We start from the raw sequence: 12,781 nt of genomic DNA on the forward strand, positions 1-12,781 counted from the left end.
GATCAGTCCACCTTGGCGGGCTGCCGGGCAGGGCTGAGCAGGGCGGCGATCTGGTCGAGCAGGCGGGCACCCAGGATCGGCTTCCGCATCAGGGCAAAAGGGCCACCCACCACGGCCCCGATCGCCAGATTGGCGGCATCCCCGGCATAGCCGGTGACGATGATCGCCGGCAGGCCGGGCAGGCGGTGCTGCGCCTCACGGATGAGGCCGACTCCATCGAGGCCTGGCATTGCCAGATCGGTCACCAGCAACTGGATTGCCTCGCCCTTTTGCAGCAGGGCGAGGGCGGCACCGCCATCCTCGGCCTCCACCACCTCATAGCCGGCATCGATCAGTTCACCGGCAAGGACCGTCCGCACCAGAGGCTCGTCATCCACCAGCAGCACACGCGGGCGGCGCCCGGGTGCCGCGGTGCTGGCGGCGGACTGGCTGCCGAGCGGCGTCTCGGTTACCGCTTCGCCCTCCAGCCGGGTTGCGGGCAGCCAGAGCGAGACGCGGGTGCCGCGTCCCGGCTCGCTATCCAGAGCCAGCGCGCCGCCCGAACCCTGAGCGAAGCTGCTGGCCATGGCGAGGCCGAGCCCGGTCCCCTGGCCCAGCGGCTTGGTGGTGAAGAAGGGCTCGGTCGCCTGGGCAAGGGTCGCCGCATCCATGCCCTCGCCGGTATCGGCGACGACGAGATGCACGTAGTCGCCAGGAGCGAGCCCGGCCACGGTGCTGTCGGGGCCGATCCGGCTGGCTTCGGCGCAGAGGGTGAGCGTCCCGCCCTCCGGCATCGCGTCCCGGGCATTGGTCGCCAGGTTGAGCAGCACCGTCTCGAACTGGCTTCGGTCGGCCAGTACCGGCGGCAGGCCGGGCGTGACCTCGGCGACCACCCGGATCCGCCCGCCCAGCGTCGCCGCCAGCACGTCGCGAAGTCCTCCAAGCAGTTGCTCGATATCGAGCGTCGTGGCCCGCAACTCCTCGCGCCGCGAGAAGGCAAGCAGCCGCCGTGTGATCGACTCGCCACGGCGCGCCGCCTCCTCGACCATGTCGGTCAGCCGACGGATGGCGGCGGTATCGCCGGCCCGGCGGCGGATGAGGCTGGTACCGCCGAGAACCGCCTGGAGCACGTTGTTGAAATCATGCGCGATGCCACCGGCGAGCTGGCCCACCGCCTGGACCTTCTGCGCCTGCAGCAGCGCGGCCTCGGCCTGCCGCCGTTCCTCGATCTCGGTAGTGAGCCGGTTGTTGGTCCGCACGAGCTCCCGCGTGCGCTCGGCAACGCGGGCCTCCAGCACATCGGCATAGTCCCGCAGCTCCTCCTCCCGCCGCTGGAGCTGGTCGGCCATGGTGTTCCAGGCAGCGCCGATCTGGCCGAATTCGGAGCGATGGTCTCCCGCGGGGGCTCGGGCGGCGAGGTCGCCCTGGCCCCAGCGGCGGGCCACCGCCAGCAGTATCCGCGTCGGCCGCTCGATGAAGCGGAGCGCGACCTGCCGGGTGAAGAAGAAGACGGCAAGGCTCACGCCGGCCAGCAGCAGCACGCCCTGCAGCAGCCCCTGCTCAAGGTCGCCCATCAGCTCCGGCTCGGAGAAGCCGACGACGGCGGCGAGGTTGTGGCTCGCCGCCGTCGGCGGGGTGTAGCCCACCAGCCGGTCAGTGCCGTCGATGCTGCGGATGCGAAGCGTCCCGGGCTGCGTCGCCTGCACCAGCGGCATGGCGGCGGGCGGGAAGGAGGCGCCGAGGAACTCCTCGTGCCGTACGTCGCGGGCGAGGATCACGCCACCCGCATCGGCGACGGTCAGCACGCCGGTGGCCATAAGGGCTGAGCCTTCGCGCTTCAGGCCGGCGAGGGTGCGGGCGAGCCAGTCGAGATCAAGCGCGGCTACGAGGGTTCCCCCATCCGCACCGGCCGCTGACCCCGTCCGCAGCGGCAGGAAGAAGGGCAGCACGGCCCCGGCGCGGTCCGGCAAGCGCGAGAAGCGGCCGGCAGTGAAATGCTGGGCAGCGCGAGCCTGCTCGATCCAACCCTGTGGCTGAGCCAGGCCGGGGTCGGAGGCGCAGCGGACCTGGCCCTGGTCGTCGAGCAGGGCGATGAAGGCGTAGCCAGGGGCATATTCCCGCAAGGCGCTCAGGCGGGCGCTGCAATCCGCACCCAGCGTACGCACCTGATGGTACTGCGCGGCTGCGCCGAGCAGGATACGGGCACCTTCGGCGATGCTCATCACCGTGCCGCTCAGGAGTTCCGCCTGACGCACGGCGATCGTATCGAGCTGGGTCTTCCGCTGCGACCATTGCGACCAGCTGAAGCCGAGCTGCAGGATGATCGTCGGCAGCAGGCAGATGGCGATGACCAGCAGGATGCGCGTCGACAGCTTCATGCGGAGCTCGCCGCGGCTCCGGTCCGGCAGCATGCGGCGACGCATGGCGTTACCGGGTGCGGGAAGCCTGCCCGCATCATGTTCATCCTGCCCTCTCCCGTATCACCTCGCCCGGACAGGGTATCGCTCTTCTCACGCTGGCGCACCAGCATGCTGCACGAAGTTGAAATGTATTAAGGTTCGCCCTGGGCGGCGTGGTGGGTGCGACAGGGATTGAACCTGTGACCCTTGCCGTGTGAAGGCAATGCTCTACCGCTGAGCTACGCACCCGGACCGCGTCGGGAGCCGGTTAGTACGGTCATCCCCGGCGCCTTGCAAGCCCCTTCAGGCGGGTGTTCCACTCCGGCCGGATCCCGGCCTCGGCGACCATCTGCGTGTAGCGGGCAACCCCCGCCGCGACGCAGCGCCGGGCTTCCGCAGGGTCGGCGCCGATCAGGGTGAAGCCAAGCTCATCGGCCTTTCGCAGCAGAGTGGAGTCGGCCAGAATCCGACGGATAGCGGCGGCAATCGTCTCGGCCAGTGGCTCCGGCAGGCTGGGGCCTGGATCATGGCAGTGCGCCTCGCTCGCCCGGGTGCTGATGAAGGAGCTACGCCTGCTGACGCTCGACGAGCCGCTCGGCAAGCTCGACAACCTGACGCTCTGGCCATGCAGTGGGCGCTCTCGGCGCCCCGGAAGCGTTTCACTGCGCTGTTCGCCACAATGATGTGGAGGAGGCGCTGGTGCTGGGTGACCGCCAGGGCCGCATCCGCGCCGATATCCGGGTGAGGGAGCCCCGTCCGCAGCGGCGGGATGCCCCGGCGTTGGCGGAGGCTGCCTAGGGCAGGCCGTTGCGGATGTGAGCCAGGAAGGCAGGGCGTTGCGACAGCCGCTCGTAATACCCTGCCAGCGCCGGCATCTCCAGCCGCTCCACCCCGCGCATGGAGAACCAGCGATGTACGACGAAACCGGCCGGGATATCGGCCAGGGTGAAGGCCTCGCCAGCCAGGTAGGGCAGGCCGCTGGCGGCGAGCGCGGCGTCGATCTGGCCCATCCGCAGGGCGTATTCGGCACGGCCCTGCGCAATGAACCAGGGATTGTTCCAGGGCGTGAGGCCCAGTTCGCCGCCGAGATAGGCGCCCTTCATCGGCAGCGTCAGGTCATAGGCCACCCAATCCATCCATTGCTCGACCCAGGCGCGCGCAGCGGGCGCTTCGGGCAGCAGATGCGTCGCCGCTTCGCGGGCGGCGAGGTAGCGGAGGATCACATGCGATTCGCGCAGGACCAGTCCGCCATCGACCAGCACCGGCACGGTACCGAGCGGGTTCAGCGCCAGGAAGTCGGGCACCGAGGTCGGGCGATGGCCCCGGCCCCAATCCTCCTGCTCGAAGGGCAGGCCAAGCTCGGCCAGCAGCCAGAGTACCTTCCGCACGTTATATGCATTGGATCTGCCCAGCAGTTTCAGCATGGCGGAGCGCCCCCCTTCGGTCTTGCGCGCAAGACTCGCCAGTCGCACCTCCTTTGCAACAGCAAAAGGCTTCCGCGATGAGCCAGCGGCAACTGAAGCTTGGCGCCTTCATGCGCCCGGTGAGCATCCATACCGGCGCCTGGCGCTACCCCGGCGCCTTCCCGGACGCCAATTTCAACTTCAACCACTACAAGCGATTCATCCAGACGCTGGAGCGCGGGCGTTTCGACGCCTTCTTCATGGCGGACCACCTGGCGCTGCTGAACATGCCGATCGAGGCGCTGAAGCGCAGCCATACCGTCAGCAGCTTCGATCCGCTGACCCTGTTGCCGGCGCTGGCGGCGGTGACGGAGCATATTGGCCTCATCGCCACCGCCTCCACCACCTATAACGAGCCCTACCACATCGCCCGGAAATTCGCCTCGCTCGACCATATCAGCGGCGGGCGCGCGGGGTGGAACCTGGTCACCACCTCCAATCCCGACGCGGCGCTCAATTTCGGCCAGGACGAGCACATGGTCCATGGCGAGCGCTACCAGCGGGCCCGTGAGTTCCTCGACGTGGTCACCGGCCTTTGGGACGGCTGGGCGGATGACGCGCTGATCCGCGACGTGGAGAGCGGCATCTTCTTCGACCCGGAGCGGGTGCGGCCGCTCAACCATACGGGGCCGGAATTCAAGGTGCGTGGACCGCTGAACGTGGCGCGGCCGATCCAGGGCTGGCCGGTGATCGTCCAGGCCGGCGCCTCAGAGGCGGGCAAGCAGGTCGCCGCCGAGACGGCGGAGGCGGTCTTCGCCGGCGTCGGCACGCTGGCGGACGGGCAGCGGCTCTATGCCGACATCAAGGGCCGGATGCCCGCCTTGGGACGGGACCCGGATCACCTGAAGATCCTCCCCGGCGCCTTCGTCGTGGTGGGCGAGACGCTGGCGGAGGCGCGGGCGAAGCGCGACCATCTCGACAGCCTGGTGCATTACGACAGCGCCATCGCCTCCCTCTCCATCGCTCTCGGCACCGATGCCTCGGCATTCGACCCCGATCGGCCATTGCCGCCGATCCCGGACACCAACCAGAGCAAGAGCGGGCGAGAGCGGACCATCGCGCTGGCCGAACGGGAGGGGCTGACGGTGCGCCAGCTCGCCCAGCGGCTGGGCGGTTATGGCGGTCTCGCCATGGTCGGTACGCCGTCGATGATCGCCGATGAGATGGAGGCTTGGCTGGAGGGCCGTGCCTCGGACGGGTTCAACGTGATGTTCCCCTGGCTGCCAGGCGGCCTCGACGAATTCGTCGACCAGGTAGTGCCGGAACTGCAGCGGCGCGGCCTCTTCCGCCGGGAGTATGAGGGGCGGACGCTGCGTGAGAATCTCGGCCTGCCGCGGCCGCCCAACCGACTCTTTCCGGAGAGCTGATCCCGCCCGCGTTGCGGCGCGGCGTGGGCGGGCCATATGCTCCTCCATGGGACGTCACCTGACCCTCGCGCTTGGCCTTGCCCTGCTTCCCGCCGCCGCGCGGGCGGAGCCTCTGCTCGCGCAGTACGACGTGCATGCGGCCGGCATGACGGTGATGAAGGTGGAGGCCCTCCTCGACCTCGACGGGCCGCGTTACTTCGTCCGCACCCGCATCCGCATGAATGGCATGGCCGGCTTCTTTGCCCGAGGCGATCAGGTGACTTCGGCCGAGGGAGCCTGGCGGGGGCTGGAGCCGGTGCCGGCCCGCTATCAGCTTGAAGGCACCTGGCGCGGCGAGCGCCGGGTGGTGGTGATGGATTACGGCCCCGGCAGCATGCCGCGGCTCCGCGCTATCGAGCCGCCCAATGCCGGCGAGTGGGAACCGGTGCCCGAATCCTTCCAGGCCGGCACCATGGATGCGCTTTCGGCACTCGCCAAGCTCACGCGGGTCGTCGGCCGGACCGGACGCTGCGACACGGAGGCGAAGGTCTATGACGGCCGGCGCCGGGCCGATTACAGCGTCCGCACCCTGGGCCAGGGCGTGCTGCAGGCCGAGGGCGGCTTCGGCGGCCCGGCCCTCAAATGCGCCTTCGAGGGCCGGGTGCTGGCGGGTTTCCGCGGTGACCAGGACGCGGAGGAGGCGCGCCGTCCGCAATCGGCCGAGATCTGGCTCGGCCAACCCTTGCCGGGCACCGGGCCGCTGCCGGTGCGGGTGGAGCTGTCGAGCCGCTGGTTCGGCACCATCCGCGCCGTGCTGACGAGCGTGGAGCCGGCCGGGTCAAGCCAGGCCTTGGCCCAGCAGCGCCGGTAGCAGCCGGGGGAGTTCTTCCGGGGTTGCAGCCAGGGCCGCGGCACCCTCCGCCATGGTCGGCGCGCCATAGCCCCAGGCGACGAAGATGCCAGGCAGGCAGGCCCCACGCGCCGCCTGGATGTCATTGCGGTGGTCGCCGACCATCACCGCTCGGCCAGGCTCACCCCCGGCTGCGGCCAGCGTGCCGAGGAGATGGCCCGGATCCGGCTTCCGGGTCGGGAAGCTGTCGCCCCCGCCGACCGCAGCGAAGCGGCCCTCGAGGCCAAGCGCCCCAAGCAGGGCTGCCGTCGCTGCTGCCGGCTTGTTGGTGCAGACGGCGAGGCGCCAGCCGGCTGCCTCCAGCATAGCCAGAGCCTCGGGGATGCCGGGGAAGAGGGTGGTCGCCTCCGCCGCACGGGCGGTGTAGTCGGCGCTGAAGCTGGCCAGGGCCTCCGGGTCGAAGCAGCGGCCACGGGCGGCGAGCGCCCGCTCCACCAGCACCCGGACACCGTCGCCGATCATGCCGATCACCTCGGCCCGGCTGAAGGGCGGCAGGCCGAGGCGGGCCATCAGCCGGTCCAGCGCGGCATGGATATCGGGTGCGCTGTCCACCAGGGTGCCATCGAGATCGAATACGGCGACGGGTGCGATCATGGGCTACCCTGGCGCGCCCGGTCATATCCGGCAATCCATCTTGACGCAGCCGGGGCTTGCCCGCCCACCCGTCCGCGACTACCGGAGAGACCATGCCCGCCGCCATCATCCTTGCCGCCGGTCTCGGCACCCGCATGCGGAGTGCGCTGCCCAAGGCGCTGCACCCGGTCGCCGGCCGGCCGATGCTCAACCACCTGATCGCCGCCTGCGAGCCGGTCTTCGACCGCATCGTAGTAGTGGTGGGGCCGGGGATGCCGGCGCTCGAGGCCGCGGCCCGGCCGCATGCGACGGTGGTGCAGGCCGAGCGGCTCGGCACCGGCCATGCCGCCGCCCAGGCCGCGCCCTTGCTGGCCGACTATCCCGGCGACGTCGCCGTGCTCTATGCCGACAACCCACTGATTCCGACCGCGACGCTGCGCCGCCTGCTGGCCCGGCGGCAGGAGGCGGGGCTGGCGCTGCTCGCCATGCGTCCGGCCGACCCCGCGCGCTATGGCCGAGTGGTGACCGACGCGGAGGGCGATGTGCTGCGCGTCGTCGAATGGGCCGATGCGGGTGAGGCGGAGCGTGCCATCGGCCTCTGCAATGCCGGCGTGGTCTGCGCGCCGGCCGCGGATCTGTTCCGCTGGCTGGCCGCGGTACGGGCGGAGAATGCCAAGGGCGAGTACTACCTGCCGGATGTCGTCGGCCTCGCCGTTGCCGAAGGCCGCCGTGTGGTGGCGGAGGAGGCGGCCGAGGCCGATCTCGCCGGTGCCAACAGCCGGGCCGAGTTGGCGGGGCTGGAGGGGCTGATGCAGGCACGGCTGCGTGGCGCCGTCATGGAAGGCGGGGCGACGCTGGTGGCGCCGGAGACCGTCTTCCTGTCCTGGGACACGGCGCTGGGCCAGGACGTGACCGTCGGGCCACATGTCGTCTTCGGCCCCGGCGTCACGGTCGAGGATGGCGTCGAGATCCGCCCCTTTAGCCATCTCGAATCCTGCCTGGTGCGGCGCGGCGCCATCATCGGCCCCTATGCCAGGCTGCGGCCGGGGACGGAGGTGGGGGAGGGCGCCCATGTCGGCAATTTCGTCGAGCTGAAGGCAGCACTGCTCGGCCCCGGCGCCAAGGCCAACCACCTCTCCTATCTCGGCGATGCGACGGTGGGCGCGGGCAGCAACATCGGCGCCGGGACCATCACCTGCAATTATGACGGCGTGAACAAGCACCGCACCGAGATCGGCGCCGGCGCCTTCATCGGCAGCGACAGCGCGCTGGTGGCACCGGTGCGGATCGGCGACCGCGCACTGGTCGCCGCCGGCAGCGTCATCACCGAGGATGTGCCGGACGATGCCATGGGTATCGCCCGCGGGCGGCAGGCGGTGAAGCCAGGGCGCGGCTTCAAAGGGAAAGGCAAGTAGCCATGTGCGGAATCGTGGGCGTCATCGGCCGGGCCCCTGCGGCGCCGCTGCTGCTGGAGGCGCTGCGGCGCCTGGAATATCGCGGCTATGACAGTGCCGGCATCGCCACGCTGGTGAACGGCCATATCGAGCGCCGCCGCGCCGAGGGGAAGCTCGGCAACCTCGCCGGCGTCCTCGAGCGGGACCCGTTGCCGGGCATGACCGGCATCGGTCATACCCGCTGGGCCACGCATGGCGCGCCGACCGAGCGCAACGCCCATCCGCACAGCACCGCCCGTGTCAGCGTCGTGCATAACGGCATCATCGAGAACCATGCCGAGCTGCGCGCCGAGCTGGAAGCGAAGGGCGCCGTCTTCGAGACGGAGACAGATACCGAGACCTTCGTCCGCCTCGTGGATAGCTTCCTGCATCAGGGCCTGGAGCCGCAGGCGGCCTTCGCCGCCGCGCTGAAGCGGGTGCATGGCGCCTTCGCCCTGGCGGCCATCTTCGCCGGCCATCCACGGCTGCTGCTCGCTGCGCGGCAGGGCGCGCCGCTCGCCGTCGGTTTCGGCGAGGGCGAGATGTTCGTCGGCTCCGATGCGCTGGCGCTGGCGCCGCTGACGCGCCGCATCGCCTATCTCGAAGAAGGCGACTGGGTCGCCATCGATGGCGAAGGCGCGCAATTCTTCGGCGCGGACCATCGCCCGGTCGAGCGCAAGATCGTCGTCACCGCCGTCTCCGGCGCCGCGGTCGGCAAGGGCAACTACCGGCACTTCATGGAGAAGGAGCTGCACGAGCATCCGGCCGTGCTCGGCGATACGCTCCGCCAGTATCTCGACCCGAAGACGCTGGAAGTCCGCCTGCCGCGCCTGCCCTTCGACCCGGCGCGGATCACCCGCTTGACGATCAGCGCCTGCGGCAGTGCTTTCCTCGCCGGCATGGTCGGCCGCTACTGGATCGAGCAGCTGGCGCGCCTGCCGGTCGATGCCGATGTCGCCAGCGAGTTCCGCTACCGGAACCCGCCACTGCCCGAGCAGGGCGCCGCCATCCTCATCAGCCAGTCAGGCGAGACGGCCGACAACATGGCCGCCCTCCGGCTGCTGAAGGAGGCCGGGCAGCGCGTGCTCTCGGTGGTCAATGTTCCGGAATCCTCGATGGCGCGGGAGAGCGACGGTGCCCTGCTGACCGTCGCCGGGCCCGAGATCGGCGTTGCCTCGACCAAGGCCTTCACCGCCCAGCTCGCGGTGCTGGCCTGTCTTGCCATCGGCTTCGGCCGGGCACGGCGGGAGCTCTCGACGCTCGATGAGGGTCGCCTGGCGCAGACGCTGCTGGAGGTGCCAAGCCATGCCGCCGCCATCCTCGAACAGGATGCCCAGATCCGCGAGCTGGCGGCGGAGGTCGCCAAGGCGCGCGACGTGCTCTTCCTCGGCCGCGGCGCGCTCTACCCAATCGCGCTCGAGGGTGCGCTGAAGCTGAAGGAGATCAGCTACATCCATGCCGAGGGCTATGCCGCCGGCGAGATGAAGCACGGCCCCATCGCGCTGATCGACAGCGAGGTGCCGGTCATCGCCCTCTGCCCCAGCGGGCCGCTCTTCGAGAAAACGGCAAGCAACCTGCAGGAGGCGGCAGCCCGCGGCGGCCGGGTCATGGCCTTCACCGATGCGGAGGGCGCCAAGGCGCTGTCGCGCTTCGCCGAGCGGGTGATCGTGCTGCCGCAGCTTGGCGAATTCTCGACGCCGATCCTCTACGCCATCCCGGTGCAGCTGCTGGCCTATCATGTCGCGGTGCTGAAGGGCACCGATGTGGACCAGCCGCGCAACCTGGCCAAGAGCGTCACGGTCGAGTAGCGGCGACTTGATCAAAGATCGCGCCGGCGAGGGCAGATGCCGTTTACCTTAGGATCACGGCGCCCGCTTTGCTCCGGTGTTTGAGGTGATGCCTCCGCTCCGGTGACGCCATCCGCCTGGAGTTTGCTCCAGGCGGAAGCATCCGTCGCTCGTTCAGGGGGTGGAGCCGGCGGCTTCCTCCTCGTCACAGCCGAGGGTGCGTCCCACCAGATCCGCGATGTCCTGCCGGCGATAGGGTTTCGGCACCACCGAGGCCACCTCGGCGAGTTTCGGCGGCAGCTCGAGCCCGGTCCCGTAGCCGGTGGCGAAGGCGAAGGGGATGCCGGCGGCATGCAGCGCTTCGGCTGCGGGCAAGCTGGTCTGCTCGCCGAGATTGACGTCGAGCAGCGCGAAGGCCAGTTGATTGCCGAGCCGCCTCAACACGCTGAGCGCGGCGGACACGGTGCCCACGACTTCGACCTTGTCGAAGCCCAGCTCCAATAGGATCTCCTCGGCATCCATGGCCAGCAGCGTGCTGTCTTCCACCACCATGGCGGTGCCCGAGACGCGCAGCGCCTGCGTGCGCTTGAGCAGCGTCGTCGTAGCCTGCGGTGTCTCGACACCAAGCTGGACGAAGCGCGCAGGAATGATGAATTCCGCCTCCAGGCCCTCACGTGAGTAATGGACGTCGGCCTCCCCCTGCAACTCGAAGGGGATGGACCGTTCGATGACCGTGGTGCCGAATCCACGCCGGTTGGGCGGGACAACCGGCGGGCCGTCGCGCTCGCGCCAACGCAGCAGCAAGGTGTTGTCCGGCTTCAATTCCCAGCGCACGTCCACCACGCCATAGCGGTCGGAAAGCGCACCGTACTTCGCCGCATTGGTGGCAAGTTCGTGCATGACCAGTGCGAGCACGGTGAGGGCTTGCGGCTCCACCAGCACCGGCGGGCCGGCGAGGTTGATGCGGTGCTGCTGGCTATCCCCGAGATAGGCGTGGAATTCGCTCTCGATCATGCCGCGCAAGCCGACCGGGCCCCAACGATCATCGGTCAGCTGGTCATGCGCCCGGGCGAGAGACTGGATGCGGCCATTGAGAACGGTGACGAAGCTTTCCAGCGTCTCGGCCGACTCCCGGCTCCGGGAGACCAGGGCGCGGATCAGGGCGAGGATATTGCGAACCCGATGGTTCAGTTCGGCGATCAGCAATTCCTGACGGTCATTGGTGCTCCGGCGCTGATCGGCCACTGTGGCGGAAAGCCGTACCACCACCTCGAGGAGGGTGACCCGCAAGGCCTCCGCCATGCGGCGCTCGGCGTCCAGCCAGGGCGCGGACTGGCCCCGCACCAGCTGCTGCCAGGCCTCGAAGCTGCGCCGCGGATGCAGGCGCGTCGCGCCGGGGGTGGCCACCTTCTCCGGGTTGCCGGCCCATGCAATCTGGTGGAGCATCTCGCGGCGGAACAGGATCAGATAGTCGCGCGAGGCGCGGGAAATCGGGATGACCAGCATGCCCGCCGCAGTCTCGGCCTGCGCCGCGGCGGGCGGGTAGAGGCTGGCGATCTCCCGCGTTGCGAAGACGCGCGAGGCATCATCGCGGTTCAGTGCGGTGATGATGCCGTTGAGCGTTGCCTCATCCGGCGTGCTGCCAAAATGCTCAATATGCGAGGCGGCGCGTATCACGATGCCGTCGCTCGGGATCAGCTGGCGCATCTCCTCGGCGATGCGCTGCAGGCTGCGGCTCAGATCCTCATCGGCCGAGACAGCCGCGAGCACACGGTCATGCGCGGCGCGGGCATCCGCATCGTGCTGCGCCGTCTCCATCCGCTCCAGGCTCTCGATCTGCAGGGAATAGAGTTGCCCGAACAATTCGGCCGCGCTGCGGCGCTGGAAGCTCGGCAGCAATGGCTCGGCATGATGGCAGGCTATGAGGCCCCATAGCTCATCGCCACGCATGATCGAGATGGAGAGGGAGGCTGCGACGCCCATGTTGCGCAGATACTCGATATGCACGGGCGAGACATGCCGCAACACCGAGGAGGAGAGATCGAGCGGTGCCTCGCCGGGCGTCGGCGCGGGCAGGATCGGCACGGGGGCAGCCTCGGCATTCTCGATAAGCCGCAGCCAATTGCGGCAATAGAGGGCACGCGCCTGCTTCGGGATGTCGGTGGCCGGGAAGCGCAGGTTTCGGAAGGAATCAAGGCGCTCGCTTCGGGACTCGCCGACCACCTCGCCCGTGCCATCAGCACCGAAGCGGTAGATCATCACCCGGTCGAAGCCGAGCACGGCACGGACCTGCCGAGCAGCCCGGTCATGCATGCCCGTGAGGTCCTTGGCCCGCAACAGGCGGGACATCATCCCCTTCACCGTGCCGACGGCGTCGAAACGCGGCTCGGGCGCGGAGGGCTCCGCTTCGATGACGAAGACCGGCACCTGGCTCGGGGCGAAATGCACTGCCACGTCATAAGGTGGCTGGCCGGCGATCAGGTTGAGCGAGAAGAGCCGATCGGTCTGGTGGTTGCCGTGCAGGCCCTGGAGCCTGGCGCGGATGTCGTGCAACGCCGACCGCTCCAGCACCTGATCGAGCCGGCGGCCGATCACGGCTTCGGGCGAGAGGCTCAGATGCTCGGTGACATTGGCCGAGGCATGGCGGATCGTGCCGTCATTCGTCGCGGAGAGCAGGAAGCCCCAGGGCTGCACCAAGCCGAGCCGATGGATTGGCTCGCGGTCGCAACTGCTGAGGTCAACGGGGGTGTCAGCGAGATCGCTCGACGTCATCGGCAAGCGTCTCGGCCGTCACGGGAAACCGGGACACGGCCGGTCGGAGAACTCAACATGATCGTTGCTGCTCGATACCATCTCGGTGAAACGCATCCGGATGCGGGCCTTGGCCCATC

Annotated in this window: 9 protein-coding genes and 1 tRNA gene; 4 read left to right on the forward strand and 6 right to left on the reverse strand. The window is 69.4% G+C overall.

The features are described 5' to 3' along the window. Positions 1-2: 2 nt before the first annotated feature. The 4 genes from BLR02_RS07270 to BLR02_RS07285 form a co-directional block, all read right to left on the reverse strand. Positions 3-2,402, reverse strand: a complete 2,400-nt coding sequence (locus BLR02_RS07270) for an ATP-binding protein (protein ID WP_090662015.1) — start codon at positions 2,400-2,402, stop codon at positions 3-5. 150 nt (positions 2,403-2,552) lie between these two features. Continuing rightward, positions 2,553-2,627 (reverse strand) — tRNA-Val (locus BLR02_RS07275). Between the two features lie 28 nt (positions 2,628-2,655). Then, a complete protein-coding gene (locus BLR02_RS29340) occupies positions 2,656-2,979 on the reverse strand; it encodes a hypothetical protein (protein ID WP_176849421.1) in 324 nt (107 codons plus the stop codon). A gap of 193 nt (positions 2,980-3,172) precedes the next feature. After that, entirely contained in the window at positions 3,173-3,802 is a 630-nt protein-coding gene (locus tag BLR02_RS07285) for a glutathione S-transferase family protein (protein WP_090662021.1), read from the reverse strand. 77 nt (positions 3,803-3,879) lie between these two features. Between BLR02_RS07285 and BLR02_RS07290 the strand changes: the two genes are divergently transcribed. Together BLR02_RS07290 and BLR02_RS07295 are read left to right on the forward strand one after the other, a co-directional pair. Next, entirely contained in the window at positions 3,880-5,208 is a 1,329-nt protein-coding gene (locus BLR02_RS07290) for an LLM class flavin-dependent oxidoreductase (protein WP_090662024.1), read from the forward strand. Between the two features lie 46 nt (positions 5,209-5,254). Next, entirely contained in the window at positions 5,255-6,058 is an 804-nt protein-coding gene (locus BLR02_RS07295; protein WP_176849422.1) for a DUF3108 domain-containing protein, read from the forward strand. Here the strand turns inward: BLR02_RS07295 and gph are convergent. Then, positions 6,026-6,691: a phosphoglycolate phosphatase gene (gene gph, locus BLR02_RS07300; protein ID WP_245704671.1), complete on the reverse strand. Its 666-nt coding sequence runs from the start codon at positions 6,689-6,691 to the stop codon at positions 6,026-6,028. The genes BLR02_RS07295 and gph overlap by 33 nt on opposite strands. A gap of 92 nt (positions 6,692-6,783) precedes the next feature. Between gph and glmU the strand changes: the two genes are divergently transcribed. Further along, the gene (glmU, locus tag BLR02_RS07305) at positions 6,784-8,085 is read left to right on the forward strand and encodes a bifunctional UDP-N-acetylglucosamine diphosphorylase/glucosamine-1-phosphate N-acetyltransferase GlmU (RefSeq protein WP_090662030.1); all 1,302 of its coding nucleotides are present in this window, start codon (positions 6,784-6,786) and stop codon (positions 8,083-8,085) included. Between the two features lie 2 nt (positions 8,086-8,087). Beyond that, positions 8,088-9,911 (forward strand): glutamine--fructose-6-phosphate transaminase (isomerizing), encoded by a 1,824-nt coding sequence (gene glmS, locus BLR02_RS07310; protein ID WP_090662033.1) that lies wholly within the window; start codon positions 8,088-8,090, stop codon positions 9,909-9,911. 153 nt (positions 9,912-10,064) lie between these two features. On the opposite strand, the gene BLR02_RS07315 is transcribed toward glmS, so the two are convergent. Next, positions 10,065-12,662, reverse strand: a complete 2,598-nt coding sequence (locus BLR02_RS07315; protein WP_090662036.1) for an HWE histidine kinase domain-containing protein — start codon at positions 12,660-12,662, stop codon at positions 10,065-10,067. Positions 12,663-12,781: the final 119 nt, after the last annotated feature.

Source organism: Belnapia rosea (assembly GCF_900101615.1).
GTDB classification, from domain to species: domain Bacteria; phylum Pseudomonadota; class Alphaproteobacteria; order Acetobacterales; family Acetobacteraceae; genus Belnapia; species Belnapia rosea.